Origin of the sequence: Nocardiopsis sp. CNT312 (assembly GCF_000515115.1) — a bacterium.
GTDB lineage: Bacteria > Actinomycetota > Actinomycetes > Streptosporangiales > Streptosporangiaceae > Nocardiopsis.
Genome location: NZ_AZXF01000017.1, coordinates 131,425 through 146,606, shown reverse-complemented (window position 1 = coordinate 146,606; position 15,182 = coordinate 131,425). Strand labels below are relative to the sequence as shown.

Here is a 15,182-nt window from a genome sequence, read left to right as displayed (position 1 = left end):
GAGCCGTACGCCCAGGTCTCACGGGGCCCGGACCGCCAGAGGGGAAGCGACGTCCTGGGTGCCGCCGGTCGAGCAGCAACCCCCTTCTGCCTCGGCCTCGGCGTCGTCGAACAGCCCCGATCCGCCGCACACGCCGGTCTCGGGCAGGACCAGTTCCACCCGCTCGGCCGCCTCGTGGTCACCCGCGATACGCGCGGCGATGCTGCGCACCTGTTCGTAGCCGGTCAGGGCCAGGAACGTGGGGGCACGGCCGTAGGACTTCATCCCGGCGAGGTAGAAGCCCTCCTCGGGGTGGACCAGTTCCCTGGCTCCGTGGGGGTAGACCGTTCCACACGAGTGCACGTTGGGATCGATGAGCGGAGCCAGTTCCACCGGTGCCTGGAGTGCGGGGTCCAGCCCCAGACGGATCTCGGACAGCATCGACAGGTCGGGGCGGAACCCGGTCAGGGCCACCACCGCGTCCACCGGTTCCAGCGCCCGCCCACCCTCGTCCACGAGCACCAGGCGACCGTGCTCCGCACGGACCTCGGCGGTACGGAAACCGGTGACGATCCGCACGTGTCCGGCCTCAACCGCCTCCTTGGCGCGCAGGCCCAAGGCCCCGCGCCCGGCGAGCTGGTCGGACTCGCCGCCGCCGAAGGCGTCGCCGACCTCCCCGCGGCGGAGCACCCACACGGCCTCGGTGCCAGGCTCCTCCTCGGCGAGCGCGGCCAGGGCGACCAGAGCGGTGAGCGCCGAATGGCCCCGGCCCACCACGGCGGTGGTGCGGCCCGCGTGGCGGGAGCGAACCCCGGGGTCGGTCAGGTCGGGCATCCTGTGGGAGACGCGATCCCCGGCGGCCTCCTCACCCCGTGCGGGCAGGCCGTCCGCGCCCAGCGGGTTCGGTGTGCCCCAGGTGCCCGAGGCGTCGATCACCGCGCGCGCCAGGACGCGCTCCTCCCCCCGCCCGGTGCGCACCCGCACGGTGAAGGGCTGCCGCTCCCGTCCGGCGTCGACCACGCGGTCCCGGCCCAGGCGGCTGACCCCGGTCACCTCCGTCCCGAACCGCACCCGCTCTCCCAGGGCCTCGGCCAGCGGAGCCAGGTAGGACTCGGCCCACTCCCGCCCGGTCGGATAGCGGTCGTCATCCGGGCGCCGCCAGCCGGTACCGGAGAGCAGCTTCTCCGCCGCGGGGGCCACCAGGTCGCGCCAGAAGGAGAACAGGCGCACGTGCCCCCAACCGGTCACCGCCGCACCGGCCCGGTCACCGCGCTCCAGAACCAGGACCGGCAGGCCGCGCTCGACGAGTTCGGCGGCAGCCGCCAGCCCGGTGGGACCCGCGCCAATCACCACCACGGGACGTTCCTCAGACATGACACACCCTTTCATCGATGAACATCTATCATTTGATACTTTATCGATAACCATCGATGCATGCAACCATCGACCATCGTCGACAATGAAGACATGAGTGCGATCTCCGAACGCAACGACGACCTGCTGCCCTCCGACGACGCGGAGACCTACGCCTCCTGGTTCGCCTGCCTGGCCGAACCCATGCGCGTCCGCCTCCTCCACGCCATCGCCACGGCCCCCGGTCCGATCAGCGTCGGAGAGCTCGCGAAAACCGTGGAGATCCGACAGCCCACGGTCTCCCACCACCTGCGCAAACTCGCGGACGCGGGGTTCGTGACCCTGACCAGGGCGGGAACCGCGACCCGGGTGGCGGTCAACACCGCTTGCTGCACAGGCCTGCCGCACGCCGCGGACGCCGTCATGGGCGTGCTGAACACCCGCCCCTGCTGCCCCACCGACCTGCCGCCCGACGTCACCACGCGCCCCATGGACGACGCGGACCTGGACGCGGTGCGGGAGATCCACGCCCAGGGTCTCGCCACCGGAAACGCCGTCTTCGAGACCCGTGTCCCCGACACGGCGGGGGAAGGTCGGCCCGCCGGTCAACGCTGGGTCGCCGAGACCGGCAAGCACGTGGTCGGCTGGGCCGCCGCCACCCCCGCCTCCGGATTCCCCGCCTACGCCGGGGTGGCGGAGACGTCGGTCTGGGTGGCCCAGGAAGCCAGGGGGAGGGGCGTGGGAAAGGCCCTGCTGCACCGACAGGTCACCGAGGCCGACGCCGACGGGCTGTGGACCCTCCAGGCCTCGGTCTTCCCCGAGAACCGGGCTGCGCTCTCCCTGTACCACCAGGCGGGCTTTCGCACCGTGGGTGTGCGCGAGCGCATCGCCCACCACCACGGCACCTGGCGCGACACCGTTCTGCTGGAGCGCCGCCGGAGCACCGACGACACGGACCACGGTGTGGCCCCGCCTGCCCGAACCGCTGAACCCCGCGGCCCGTGCCCTGCGCAACCTCGGCACCGAGGGTCTGCGTAAGGTCGCGTACGTGACCCCAGAGCAGTAAGGAGTCGCGTGTCACAGAGTCCGACCGCATGGCTGGAACGCCACCAGGTCGCCGTCTACGTGGGGGCGCTGGCCGCCGGTGCGGTGGCCGGCCTCGCCCTTCCCTCCACCGCTCCGGCGCTGGAACGGTCCGTCAACCCGCTGCTCGCCGCCCTGCTGTACGTGACGTTCCTCCAGGTACCCGCCGCCGAGCTGGTCCGCTCGTTGCGACCGGACCGGTTCCTGTCCGCCGCACTGCTGGTGAACTTCGCGGTGGTGCCGCTGGTGGTGGCGGCGATGCTGCCTTTCCTGCCCGACGACGAGGCCGTACGGGTCGGTGTCCTCATGGTGCTGCTGTGCCCGTGTGTGGACTATGTGATCGTCTTCAGTGGGCTGGCCGGGGGCAGCAGTCGACGCCTGCTCGCGGCCACGCCCCTGCTGCTCGTCGCGCAGATGGCTCTCCTCCCGGTCTGCCTCCTGCTGTTCACGGGGCCGGAACCGACCGACGTGGTCGAGGCGGGGCCGTTCATCGAGGCGTTCACGGTACTGATCGCCGTCCCGCTGGCGCTGGCCTGGCTCACCCAGTTCTGGGCCGCCCGCAGCGGCACGGGACTCAGAGCCGCTGAGGCGGCAGGCACGACGATGGTGCCGCTGATGGCGGCGACACTGTTCGCGGTGGTCGCCTCCCAGATTCCCGGGCTGGACGGCACGTCGGTCGACGTGGTGCGCGTGGTGCCGTTCTACGTGCTCTTCCTCGTGGTCATGGTGGGCGCCGGCCTGGCCCTCGCACGACTGTTCCGTCTGGACGTGCCCGCAGGACGGGCGGTCGTGTTCACCGGCGCGACCCGCAACTCGCTGGTCGTCCTCCCCCTCGCCCTGGCCTTGCCGGACGCACTCGCCGCCACGGCGGCGGTGGCCGTGGTCACCCAGACCCTGGTAGAGGTGATCGGCATGGTGGTCTGTGTGCGGACGGTGCCCCGGCTGCTGCCCGCCGCCCAGCCCACCGCCGCGTGACCCACGCGGTGGCCCCTCCCGGCCGCCCTACGGGGCTCTCGGTGCCCCGCCCACCGCTCGGACCCTGCTCCACACCAAGCTGGACAGAGCGTTCGCCAAGCGCGCCTGGACCGGGCGACCTGACGGCGGGAAGGCGGCTCCGGGCCGACCGGACCGGAGCCGCTGACCCGGTCCACCGAATCGACGGGGTGTGCGGCTGGGCTTCTTTCGATCCCGCGGAGTCCTTGCGCTCACCCCGCCGGTCAAGACGCAGCCTCGGAGGGGCCGCAGCAGTACTTTGCTGCGGTACGGCAAAGACCCGCCGATGATTCGGCGGGTCTTTTGGCTGGTGGGCGTACCAGGACTTGAACCTGGGGCCTCATCCTTATCAGCGATCATCCGCCCCCTGGAACGACCCGTCACAGCCCCCACCGGAACGGCCTTTCCCCTGTTGAGCGGCTTGCCGCCGTTCGCGGAGTGACACCGGGTACCGTGCTCTGCCACACGGTCACACGGTCAGATCACGGTCAAGAACAGGGGTCTGTCCACGTGGGATTCTCACGCGCCCGAACCGGCGCCAGGGGCGGGACACGCTTCACCGCGTACTACACCGACATCAAGGGCGACGAGCGCTCGGCGGGCACCTTCGCCACCGCCAAGGAGGCCGACAAGGCGTGGCAGCGCGCCGAGGCCAAGGTCGCCGAGGGCCGCGTCACCAGCACCAGGCACGGGCGCCAGCGCTTCGCCGACTTCGTCCTGGACACCTGGCTGCCCGACCACGTCATGGAGGAGTCCACCCGCCAGAACGTCACCTACACCGTCCACAAGCGCTTCATCCCCGAGTTCGGCAGGATGCGCATGAACGAGATCCTGCCCCAGCACGTCCAGGCATGGGTCCGGCAGTGCCAGAAGGAGGGCCTCGCCGCCTCCTCCATCCACCGCATGGCCACGGTCCTGTCGGCGATCTTCACCTCGGCCGTGGTCAACCAGGTCATCTTCACCCACCCCTGCAAGGGTGTCGTGCTGCCGACGGTGGGCAAGAAGCAGTTCGAGATCATCACCCCCGAACAGTTCTCCGCCTTCCACGACGCGATCGAGGGCGAGCGGTTCCGGCTCCTGGTTGAGTTCGACATCGAGTCGGGGCTGCGGTGGGGAGAGCTCAGCGAGATCCGGCTCAAGGACATCGACCGGGCGACGGGCATCCTCACCGTCAGCCGGTCCGTCGTGGAACTCACCGCCAGGGCCCACCCGACCGGCGGGCGGTTCCTGGTGAAGGACTACCCCAAGGACCGCACGTTCCGCCGCCTCAAGCTCGGCCGCCCCCTGGTGACGACGGTCCTCGCCTACGCCATGGCGAACGGGATCCGCGACGACGACCTGCTCTTCCCCTTCCCCGAGCAGGACGACGACGCCCCGATCCCCGAGGTCCCCGATGGCGTGGACCTCGGGCTCACCGCGCCCAACGACGAGGGGAAAAGGTACAAGCACGGCACGACGACCGCGTACACGAACGGGAGGTGCCGCTGCGAGCACTGCCGGGCCACGTTCGCCCGCTACCGCGCCCTCCGCCGGGCCGAGGGCAGGGACAGGCCGAGGAGACGCAGGAGGGTCACCACCGACGGGCACATCCCGGCCGACTGGTTCCGCAAGAACGTCTGGCACCCGGCAAGGGAGAGGGCGGGTTTGCCGGCATCGGTGACCCCGCACCAACTGCGGCACGCCCACGCCTCGTGGCTCCTCGCCGGGGGCGCCAACCTCACCGTGGTCCGCGACCGTCTGGGGCACGCCTCCATCACCACGACCGAGCGCTACCTGCACACCCTGCCCGAAGCCGACGACAGCGCCGTGGCGGCGCTCAGCGCCGTCCGCAATCGAGGAGCGGGCGCGGTCGGCGCCGGACTCCGCTGAGCCACCCCTGAAGCACAAAAAGTGACAAAAGAAACACTCCAAGCGATCAACTCGAGGGCACGCCGACCCCAAAGCAACGAATCAAGCCTTTCAACAGCGAAAACAAAACCGTGTAGAGCAATAAGGCACCCGCGTCAAGTCCTGTAAAGAAGATGGCCGCAATCGGCCGTCGATCCCAAAAAATAATTTAACACGCCAACCCTGACCTGCGAATTTTACCCATCGATTCCAACGACCCCCCATGCCCTGCAATAACGAGATGAGCCCCAGTACCGTTGACTCTTGGTTCAACTTCATTTTACGCTTCATGCGAAGTTTCAAACTTCATCGAGAAAGGAAAGAAAATGCGAACCCACAGTGCTATGAAGAAGTCTGCTGCCGTTGCCCTTCTCGCCGCTGGAATGGCTGCCGCTGCCACCCCGGCCTGGGCCGACGCCACCGCAACCAACTCGAGTGCGATGCTGCTGGACTGCGCCAAGGGTGTCAGCAATGGTGACGCTTACGCGAGCTGCTTCGGATCGTTCAGCGAGGAGTGGCGTCTGCGCGCTGACTGCCCCTTCCAGCCCGACCGATACTCATCCTGGCAGAGCGGCGACGGAAACGTCACCGTGAGCTGCACGTTGGGAGACGCGCGCACCGCGATCATCGAACTGCGTTGACCTGCATAATCTGAATAACATTCCCCTCTTTCCGCTGAACGCACCCTTGTAGGGTGGTGACCACGCAGACGGAAATGATGGAATACCGTACGGCGGCGGCCTGTGCTCATTGGAGCTATGTGTAAGCGCAGGCCGCCGCCGTACATCTCAACGAACCCGGACGGTGATGGCGACGGCTGGTCGACAGGTACGCATCGAGAACACGACACCGGCGTTGGACATGGAAGGGGTCGTCCGTGAGCACGGTGTGGGCCAGGTACAGGTCACGGCCGTCCGCGAGGCATCCCTGCGGATCTCCCGTGGAGAAGTGGTGGTGGTCTACGGCCCGAGCGGTGCTGGGAAGTCAAGCCTCTTGCAGATCGCAGGATGCCTGTCCGAGCCCACTCGGGGAGCCGTGCGTGTCGACGGCAACGACGTCGTCGGTATCGGTGCCAAGCGCCGCGCGGACCTGCGCCTCCGAAGCATCGGTTACGTGTTCCAGGAGTACAACCTGCTGAGCGTACTCACCGCGCTGGAGAACACCGCGCTCCCTCTGGAGATAGAGGGGACCCGTCGGGCACGTCAGCGTGCCCTCACGGCATTGGAGGAACTCGGGATCGCCGAACTGGCGGACCGCTATCCGGGGCAGATGTCCGGCGGGCAGCGGCAGCGTGTGGCGATCGCCCGTGCACTCATCGGCTCCCGGAGGCTGGTCGTGGCCGACGAGCCGACCGGTGCGCTGGATTCGGTGTCCTCCCGGGCCGTGCGTGATGCGCTGGTCGGCCGGGCACGCGAGCACGGCGCGGGTGTACTGATAGGTACCCATGACCAACAGTGGTCGACGCTGGCCGACCGGGTCCTGGTGATGCGCGACGGAGTACTCGGCCAGGACCGGAAGGACCCGCTGTGAGAAAGCCTCTCAGCCTGCGTCTGGCATGGCGCATGGTCAGGAAGGACGGCAGGCGTGCCCTGGCGGGAGCAGGGCTGCTCGGACTCCCGGTAGCGGTCGCCGTGTTCGCGCAGATCCTGTACAGCACTGCCGTTCCCACTGCTGAGGAGGAACAGGTCGCCGCCATGGGGGCGGCCCAGGCTCGCGTGTACACGGCATCGGGGAAGGCTTCGGCCGCGGAGCTGGAAGACGCGCTGCCGGAGGGTGTGAGGATCGTCCCGGCCGCCGGCTCGGTGATAGCGGCGGACACGGGCCACGGTCCGGTCCCCACTTCAGTGGTTCTGGCGGATCTGTCCGACCCTTTGACGGACGGTCTGTTGGAGGTCGCCGAAGGGCGCACGCCCGAACAGACCGGTGAGGTGTTGGTGAGCCGACATCTCGGCCACGGTTCACAGGTGGAGATCGGCGATCGCGTGACCGTGGGCTCGGAACACACCGTCACCGTCACCGGCCTCGTGGTCGACCCTACCGACCATGACCGCGATTTCCTCGTCGGTCTGCCACAGGATCCGGTACTGTCCGCTTCTGCCGAGGACAACGGCCCGTGGCTCCTGGGCGGTCTGCCTTCGGGCACAGGCGAGCCGGAACTGACCCAGTTGCTCGGTCCACTCGGTTTCACGGTGGATCCGCGCACCTCCGGCCCGACACCGGGGGCACCCCCGGCGGCCGAGGACACCACACGCGACGACGACCGTGCGGTGCTACTGTTCACCGCCCTGGGTCTGGGAGAGGTCGCGCTGCTGGCCGCGGCGGTGTTCACCCTCTCCGCCCAACGCCGTCGACGGGACATGGGGTTGTTGGCCGCCGCCGGAGCACGACCGGGCCTGTTGCGCCGCACGGTTCTGCTCCACGGCGTACTGGTGGCTGCGACCGGTGCTCTGGCAGGGACCGTCGTAGGAGTCGTCGCTGCCTTGCTCGCCCAACCGTTGGGGGAACGGATCACCGGCCTGTCCTGGGGAGCACCGGTGATCCGCATGGACCAACTCGTCTGGATCGGGGCTCTGTCCCTGGTGGGCGGTCTGGTCGCCGCGTGGTTGCCGGCGCGGGCGAGCGCGAGGTGGGGACCGGTCGACATGCTGCGCGACGTCCCCGGTGGGACGGTTCCCCGGCGCAGAAGGTGGATCTGGCCTACCGCAGCCGTAGCGGGTCTGGCTGCCCTCATCGGCGGCACCGTCATCGGGGCGATACCTCTGGCCGGTGCCGGAGGTGTCGTCTACGCACTCGGGCTGCTGGGATCGTGCGGGCTACTACTGTCGCTGTCCTCCGTGGTCGCGGCGCGTCTGCCGGTGCGGACGCGAGTGGCGCTGCGCACTCCGGCCCGCACCATGTCACGGTCACTTCCCCTCGCGGTGGCGATCTGCGCGGTCACGGCCAGTGCCTCGGTGGCCGGAGTACTCGTCCGCAGCGCCGACGAGTACAACGCCGCGACCTACGTCCCCGGCCTTCTGCACGGCCAAGCCATGGTGAGCGGCCCCCTTCCGGCCGACGACTCCGTGCTCAGCCCACTCACCCGGGAGCTGGGTGGTGCCAAAGTGGTCCGGATCCCCTACGCCGCACTGCCCACCGACGGCGAACCGACCCGTGTGGTCCTGGACAACGACACGTGGAGATGTGCGCTGGCAGGCGACGGTACGGAAGGATGCTCTCCTGACCTGCCGCCCGGCCTCACACCTGTACAGGCCGTCGCGGTAGCCGACGAGGCCCTGGTCTCCGCCCGGTTCCGCGGGGACGGTCAGCGGGAGCAGGCCCTTCGCGCGCTCCGAGACGGCCGTGTGGTGGTGACGGACGACGCCTTGCAGCACAACGGACGTGTTCTTCTCCGCCCCGGAGCCGACCCTTCGGGGCCTGCCGTGGAAATGGACGCGGAGACCGTGCCGACCGACGACCACGGAACACGGTTGCCGAACGCCCTCATCTCCGCCCAGCACCTGGACGAACACGGCCTGGCTGCCGTCACCGCCCGCGACGCCTTGTTGGTGGCGGGCACCGATCCCACCGCTGACCAGATCGAGGCAGCTCAGGCGGCTACCGACCGCCATCTGGGAGGACAGGCGGAGCTCTACATCGAACGCGGCTACGACGGTACGGAGATCTCCGCCCTTCTGTGGCTGATCACCGGCTTGGCCACCGTCACCGCGGCGGGAACAGCGGCCATCGCGGGAGCGCTTTCGGCCGAGGAGAACGCCCGAGACGACGCGGTCATGGCAGCGGTGGGAGCACCGCCGCGTTTCATACGCCGTATGGTCGCGGCACGCCTGCTCGCCCTCGCCGTCCCGGCCTCGGTGCTGGGCGCGCTCGGAGGCAGCGCGGCGATGACGGCCGCGGTGTGGGCCTGGGGTACCTGGCCACCTGCGATTCCCTGGCTACCCCTCCTCGCCACGGTGGCCGCTATCGCAGTGGCCACCTGGTTCACCGGCTACCGCACCAAAGCGGCACGGCCCGCGCTCGAGAACTGATCGCCGGAGAAGCCTGTGTCAGTCTGCCCCCGGGCCATGGGAACAACAGCCTGTCGGCTCTCAAGCGTGCTGTGCCTTCTGGTCACAGCGCTGTTCCCGGCCGTCAGCTCAGACGCGTTCACGCGCGCAGGGTGAAGTCCGTGTACTGCTCCCCGTCCCGCCCCGGGCTGAGCAGGTTGGTCCAGATCCGCTCCCGCGGCCCGTGCTCCACCAGGTCGGGCATCGTGGTGTATCCGACGCGAAACCCCGGCCGCTCGACCGTCAGGTACGGCAGCAGCCGCGCGTAGGCGGCGAGGTCGACTCCGCGGTTGCGCAGGCGCCGCTCGTTGGCTCCGTCCAGGACCAGCAGCACTCTGGGGAAGAACGGATACCGGTCCTGCCAGGCCGGACGCGCCGATCTGCCCGTCACGCTCGTGCGCCTGCGCAGGGGGTGGTGGTCGAAGTAGCGGGCGTAGGCCACGAGCTTGGCCACCAGTCGTGTCACGGGCATGGTGGTGCGGTCCACCTCCACCAGGAACTGGTACTGGACCCGGCGCCCGTCGGGGCGCACCGTGATGTAGTGCATCAGGGCGTCGCTGATCACGTGGGTGTCGGCGAACCTGCCGCTGCCCTTGGTATAGCGGTGCGCCACCTCCGGAACCCAGTGCAGGAGCCCGAACTCGTCGTCCAGGCGGTGTGCGTGTGCGAAGAAGGCCAGGCCCGTCTCCACCACGGCCAGCATGTGTTCGGCGAGCGGTCCGGCGGCGCGTTCGGGGCTCATCCGGTACGGGCGCGCCGACAGTTGCCCGGCCTCCTGTACGGCGCGTGCTCCGGCGAGAGTGAGGAACCAGCGGTGCGGGCGGCGGCCCGGGGGCACCACCCGGTCGGCCAGGCCCTGCTGCCGCAGCCGGTGGAGGATGTGGAGCATGTATCTCCGTGAGTTGGCCTCCGGGGTGAGTAGGCGGGCCAACTGGTGGCTGGTGACCAGGCGGTGCTGGTAGAGCACCGCCAGCGCGTGTTGGGCCAGCTCGCTGGCTTCGGTGGTGCGGATCGGCAAGCGCTCGTCCTCCTCGCTGTGGGCGACAGATCCCGTCGCAAGGAGGAAGCCCGCCGGAGGCGGTTATGTGACACATGTCGACGGCGTCTTTTCGGCTCCCGGACTTGCCCACTTCTCCGGTGGGGAGACAGCTCCCCCGTATGGAGGCCAAGCCGCCTCACCGACCCGGAGTGCTCGTCTTCCGGGTCTCAGCACCCGCTCGAAGGGTTCGGTCTCGCATCCAGACCCTGCATCCCTCGCCAGTCGGGCACAGGGGCAGGCGTACAGGAGATAGCGGCGTTCTCGAGTCGGGGTCCACAGGTGAGCGGATGGGTGGAGCCGGAGCAGGAGGAAGAAGGTGAGTTCGGGTGTGTCACCACGGTGAGATGGAGGTCGCGTTCACAATGGCTCGGTGTGATCAGGATCCAGAAAGGTGTCCATGGAAGGAGCAAGCTCTACTGGGATCAAGGAGAAGGGAGGATCAGAGACAAGCGTTCTTCTCTCTTACATGAGGTGAGAGAGAAGATGTCGGAGTTTGCCGACAGCGCTCCATCCCCTGCCCTGTCGGGCTTCGGTGCGTCCGGCGGCTGCGGAAAGGGTGAACCCGCCCCTGTAGCGACCCCTGTAGCCCCCAGTCAACCATTGGGTCAACCCGTCGAGGATGCCCACCGTCAGACGGCTACTCGTCTTCGTTCAGGTCGATATCGCGCAGGCCCCAGGGCCTCGGAGACGGTTCCCCGCGGGTGCGCAGCACCTCGGTCCCGTGCCGCGATCCCCGGCGTACCAGGTCGGTCATGCCCGTGTACCACCACGGTCCGCCCCGTACCACTGTGTTCCACTGGCCGCCGGCAAGGGTGTCTTCCCTGATCACAGAGGTTTTCCGAAGGGTCGGCAAGACACGTCGGCAAGCCTTGCCGAGACCTCTCACCTGTCCGGAGCGGATACCGAGGCGTTCACCGAAGTACGCCGATGGAGCGTTGCCCGTGTGCACCGGTCCTCTAGCCGTGCTAGAACTCGCCGCGTCCTTCCCCCCTATTCCCGCCGACAGTACCGACGAGTGCGGAGGAACCGCCGTGACGCCCCTCGACGACGGTCGGGTACCGGGTGGCCCGAGCCGTCACTGAGATGCTGGCGCCCGGTGTCCTCGTCGTGGTCGTCCTTCTCGCGATCGGCTGGTACAGCGACCAGACCCCCGCCGGGATTCTCTGGGGTCTCCTCGCCGCACTGTTCTGCGGCATCGTCCCCTACGCGATCCTCATCCTCGGAGCCCGAATCGGTTGGTGGACCGACCGCCATGTGCGGGAACGCCGTCAGCGCTTCGTTCCGCTGCTGATCGTCATCGGATGCGTGACACTCGGCATCGCGACGCTCGTGCTCCTGGACGCGCCCCGGGAACTGTTCGCTCTGGTCGTCGCGATGCTGACGGCACTGGCCATCACTCTGGCGATCACCGTGAAGTGGAAGGTCTCCGTTCACACCGCCGTGGCCGGCGGTGTCTCGACCGTCCTCGTGCTCACCTATGGGGCGGTGATGGCGGCCACGGTTCCGCTCATCGCGCTCGTCGGTTGGTCGCGGGTACGCCTGGGGGACCACACACCGGCACAGACCGTCGTGGGCGCGGTGTTCGGTGCGGCCGTCGCGGCAACGGTCTTCTCGCTTCTTCGCTGAGCGGGCGGCCAGGACCGCTGGGTCACAGGACACCCGTCTGCGCGGTTCGAGTGAGCGGGCCATGGCTTTCTCGACACTCCTCGGATGTGAGGACGCGATCCTCAGCCGGATCGTCGCGCCAGGTAGAGCCGCACCAGAGCCGACAGTTCACGGAACTCGTCGTCGGGTGGGCCGCGCAACGGGATGCCGTGCCCTCGCAGGACAGCTTCCGCCGTCTTCACCGGGTCGTCCCGGAACAGCGGCCCGGGCCGTGGTGCTCTGATGCCGTACCGGGTGTTCAGGTACTCGGTGCACGAGCGGGGGCAGCGGGCGGGGGCGCGGTGTCGTCTCTCAAGCTCGGCCTGGGCGGCGGTCACGGTACTCCTCAACACGAACAGGGGGTGGCGTGACCCGGGCCTTGCTGAGCCGACAAGGCCCGGGGTGTGGTGCGGCAGGGGAAACCCGGGCGGGTGCGTCCCCGCCGCACCGGTTCAGGTGGCCCCGGGCCGCAGGGCGGGCGTTCAGCTCTGTTCGCGGGGCGGTTCGGGAGGCTCGGCGGGCTGTTCCTGCTCGGGTGCGGCATCCGGGGGATGCGGCGTTTGGGGCCAGTGCGTGGGCAGGGCGAACCAGGCGGTCGCCCCGTGGCCGGTGTTGGTCACGCCCCAGGCGGTGCCGTGGTCGACGACCAGGCACGGGTCGTCGGGGTGGGCGACGAAGACGACGCTGCCGGGCACACCGCCATCGGGGTCGGGGGTGTCCTGGTCGGGGTCGGGGTCGCGGACGTGGACGCGGATGGGGGCAGGGCTGGTGAGGACCACGCAGGGCACGCCGTAGTCGTCGCGGGGGCCGGCCGGGGGCGGCGGATCCTCGTCCAGGTGGGGCTGGTGGATCTCGCCGGGGACCTGGGGCGCTCCGAGTCCGGCCAGGGCGGTGACGGCGCGGTCGATGCGGGTGGCGGTGGTGCCGTTCTCCAGCCGGGAGATCATCGCCCGCGACAGGGCGCACATGTCGGCCAGGGCCGCCTGGGAGAGGTGGCGGGTGTCGGGGTGGCGGCGCAGGTACTGGATGACCTTGGACAGGTTCAGGGCGCGCACGGCTCGGGCCGCTTCCGTGCTCTGCCATACGTGGGCGGGGATGCAGGTGCAGCGGTAGGCCGGGGCTCCGCTGTGGCGGGGGCTACCGCAGTGCCTGCACAACAGGACCGTCACGGGCGGTGTCCCTTCTCGTTCGGCGGTGTGGTGCTGGAGGGGGTGCCGGAGGCAGCGGCAGGGGCGTCCGCCGCCCCCGGGATCCCGCGCCGCGCCAGAGGCAGGGGCGCGGCGCGGGGGTCAGGTGGTCATCGGGGGAAGACGGCGCGGACGGTGGTCCCGCCATCGGGGTTCCGTGTCCAGTCCCAGTAGGCGCACACCGCCTCGACCAGGCGCAGCCCGTTGCCGCCCACCCGGAAGGGGTCCAGGGCGGGGATCGCCGGGGGTGTGGTGGCCGTGCCGAGGCGGGGGCCGTCGTCGGTGACGCGCAGTTCCAGGTGGCCGGTGCGGTCGATCTCGACGCGGACGGTGCCGCCGGGCAGGCCGGAGGCGGTGTGGCGCAGCGCGTTCGTCGTGAGTTCGGAGACGGCCAGCGCGAGGGGTTCGGCCAGGCCGAGGCGGGTGCGGGTGGCCCGGGCCGCCCAGCGGCGCGCGATGGCGACGTGGCCGAGGTCGGGGCCGAGCAGGAGGCCCGACCTGGTCGGGGTTCCGCGCAGTCGGCGCGGCAGCGCGGAGGGCGGAGCGATAGACTGGTGCATGTCTCACCTCGGGTCGTTCGGGGTGGGTCCGTGCCTCGGAGCCGCTGCGACCCGGCTGCCGAGGTACTTCTGTTTCGTGGTTTCCCCGGCCTTTCCATAGAGAGCACTGGGACGACACAGCGGCCCGCTGCTGCTCGTTCGTGCTCCTCTAGCCGGATCCTCATCGTCCAAGCGTGCCGCGACGCGTTCAATGCCTTTCCGAACACCGAGGGAAAGTTGGCAGATCCCGTACAGGGACGTAGAGAATCTCTGTAAAGTTCTATGCATGCCTGAGAAAGTGCTGACAGCTTGGGTCACCTTCGGTCGAGAGCTTCGCAGGCAACGCGAAGGAAGAGGGCTGACGCTCGACCAAGCAGCAAGAGAGACCGGCTACGGCGCGTCAACCATAAGTAAATACGAGAACGCTTACAGGTCCCCCAAAAGGGACTTCGTGCACGAAACCGAAGCCCTGTACCGTACAAACGGTGACCTCCTCCGCCGTTGGGAGGAAGCCCAGCGCGCAGCGGACGATCCTGACTGGCACCGCAAGGTCGTGACCGCCGAAGAACAGGCCTCCGGGATCAAGTTCTGGAACCCCGGGCTCGTACCCGGCATGCTCCAGACCTCCGACTACGCTCGCCAGGTATTCCGGGACGGTGCGCCCCTGGACACGGACCACGAGATCGAACGGCTCGTCGAACTCCGTGTCAACCGCCTTGACACGCTTCGCAAGATGAACAACCCCCGCATGCTGGCCATCCTCAGCGAGTCGGTCATCAGAGCTCGTGTCGGTACCGGTGTCGTCATGGCGGAACAGCTCCACCACCTGCTCGAACTCTCGGACAGTGGGATCGTGAGAGTCCTGGTCCTGCCGATGGAGGCTCCGTACTACGGCGGCGCCTCCGGACCTTTCCGCCTGATCGAGTTCCGGGACCGGCCGACTCTCGTGGAAGTCGAACATGCTTCCGGTAGCGAACTGCTCGGAGGCGACCCGGTTGCACGGCTGGGGGCTGTATACGGTGAGCTGCAGACATGGGCGCTGCCCCCGGTAGCCTCTCGTGAGAAAATCGTGGAAGCCATAGGAGGCTTAGAGTGATCGACCGGACTGGTGGGTGGCACACGTCCACCTACAGCGGTGCTCGGGGCGAATGCGTTGAGGTCAACGAGACGAACCCTCTTGAGGGCGTGTTGATGCGCGACACCCAGAACCGCGCGCACGGTCACCTCGGCTTCGAAGCAGGCGAGTGGATCACTTTCCTGGACGCCATGAGGGACACCCACCGGTAGAAGCACGACGGACCGGCCCCAGCCCCCCAGTGGATTCCAGGGGCCGGTTCCCTGCCGCGACGAACGGGCCACCTCCGAAACCACGGGACCGCGCCGAGCACTGCGGCGTCGTACTCGGCGTTGATACACCTGACGGCCCAGGCCAACA

General features: G+C 68.9%; 14 protein-coding genes. 9 read left to right on the top strand and 5 right to left on the bottom strand.

Translation table 11 applies throughout. From position 1 onward, the window contains the following. Window positions 1-18 precede the first annotated feature (18 nt). Window positions 19-1,353: an FAD-dependent oxidoreductase gene (locus B042_RS0108565; protein WP_028647946.1), complete on the bottom strand. Its 1,335-nt coding sequence runs from the start codon at window positions 1,351-1,353 to the stop codon at window positions 19-21. A 93-nt stretch (window positions 1,354-1,446) separates the two neighbouring features. Between B042_RS0108565 and B042_RS22405 the strand changes: the two genes are divergently transcribed. From B042_RS22405 to B042_RS0108535, 6 genes are all read left to right on the top strand, one after another. Beyond that, a complete protein-coding gene (locus B042_RS22405) occupies window positions 1,447-2,370 on the top strand; it encodes a metalloregulator ArsR/SmtB family transcription factor (RefSeq protein WP_081748666.1) in 924 nt (307 codons plus the stop codon). 36 nt (window positions 2,371-2,406) lie between these two features. Then, window positions 2,407-3,390: an arsenic resistance protein gene (locus tag B042_RS0108555; protein WP_028647945.1), complete on the top strand. Its 984-nt coding sequence runs from the start codon at window positions 2,407-2,409 to the stop codon at window positions 3,388-3,390. A 528-nt stretch (window positions 3,391-3,918) separates the two neighbouring features. After that, window positions 3,919-5,277 (top strand): tyrosine-type recombinase/integrase, encoded by a 1,359-nt coding sequence (locus tag B042_RS0108550; RefSeq protein WP_028647944.1) that lies wholly within the window; start codon window positions 3,919-3,921, stop codon window positions 5,275-5,277. Between the two features lie 362 nt (window positions 5,278-5,639). Then, window positions 5,640-5,936 carry a hypothetical protein gene (locus tag B042_RS0108545; protein ID WP_231493875.1) on the top strand — a complete coding sequence of 99 codons (297 nt, stop codon included), beginning with the start codon at window positions 5,640-5,642 and terminating at the stop codon, window positions 5,934-5,936. Between the two features lie 166 nt (window positions 5,937-6,102). Further along, the gene (locus B042_RS0108540; RefSeq protein WP_051415547.1) at window positions 6,103-6,825 is read left to right on the top strand and encodes an ABC transporter ATP-binding protein; all 723 of its coding nucleotides are present in this window, start codon (window positions 6,103-6,105) and stop codon (window positions 6,823-6,825) included. Continuing rightward, window positions 6,822-9,320 carry an FtsX-like permease family protein gene (locus B042_RS0108535; RefSeq protein WP_028647941.1) on the top strand — a complete coding sequence of 833 codons (2,499 nt, stop codon included), beginning with the start codon at window positions 6,822-6,824 and terminating at the stop codon, window positions 9,318-9,320. The genes B042_RS0108540 and B042_RS0108535 overlap by 4 nt, the downstream gene beginning before the upstream one ends. Window positions 9,321-9,438: 118 nt before the next feature. Here B042_RS0108535 and B042_RS0108530 read toward each other — a convergent pair whose 3' ends face one another. Continuing rightward, window positions 9,439-10,356, bottom strand: a complete 918-nt coding sequence (locus B042_RS0108530) for a replication-relaxation family protein (protein WP_028647940.1) — start codon at window positions 10,354-10,356, stop codon at window positions 9,439-9,441. 1,104 nt (window positions 10,357-11,460) lie between these two features. Here B042_RS0108530 and B042_RS0108520 point away from each other — a divergent pair. Beyond that, window positions 11,461-12,003 carry a phosphatase PAP2 family protein gene (locus tag B042_RS0108520; protein WP_231493874.1) on the top strand — a complete coding sequence of 181 codons (543 nt, stop codon included), beginning with the start codon at window positions 11,461-11,463 and terminating at the stop codon, window positions 12,001-12,003. 101 nt (window positions 12,004-12,104) lie between these two features. Here B042_RS0108520 and B042_RS0108515 read toward each other — a convergent pair whose 3' ends face one another. The 3 genes from B042_RS0108515 to B042_RS0108505 all read right to left on the bottom strand — a co-directional run bounded on the left by B042_RS0108515 (window position 12,105) and on the right by B042_RS0108505 (window position 13,768). Continuing rightward, window positions 12,105-12,359, bottom strand: coding sequence for a hypothetical protein (locus B042_RS0108515; RefSeq protein WP_028647938.1), 255 nt, complete (start codon window positions 12,357-12,359; stop codon window positions 12,105-12,107). Window positions 12,360-12,503: 144 nt separating this feature from the next. Then, on the bottom strand, window positions 12,504-13,190 hold the full coding sequence (locus tag B042_RS0108510) for a helix-turn-helix domain-containing protein (protein ID WP_155988958.1): 687 nt from the start codon (window positions 13,188-13,190) through the stop codon (window positions 12,504-12,506). Window positions 13,191-13,318: 128 nt separating this feature from the next. Further along, complete coding sequence (locus B042_RS0108505; RefSeq protein ID WP_028647936.1) at window positions 13,319-13,768, bottom strand: ATP-binding protein; 450 nt, start codon at window positions 13,766-13,768, stop codon at window positions 13,319-13,321. Between the two features lie 265 nt (window positions 13,769-14,033). Here B042_RS0108505 and B042_RS0108500 point away from each other — a divergent pair, with 265 nt between their 5' ends. Together B042_RS0108500 and B042_RS0108495 are read left to right on the top strand one after the other, a co-directional pair. Beyond that, on the top strand, window positions 14,034-14,843 hold the full coding sequence (locus tag B042_RS0108500) for a helix-turn-helix transcriptional regulator (protein WP_197024212.1): 810 nt from the start codon (window positions 14,034-14,036) through the stop codon (window positions 14,841-14,843). Next, on the top strand, window positions 14,840-15,034 hold the full coding sequence (locus B042_RS0108495) for a DUF397 domain-containing protein (RefSeq protein ID WP_028647934.1): 195 nt from the start codon (window positions 14,840-14,842) through the stop codon (window positions 15,032-15,034). The genes B042_RS0108500 and B042_RS0108495 overlap by 4 nt, the downstream gene beginning before the upstream one ends. Window positions 15,035-15,182 lie beyond the last annotated feature (148 nt).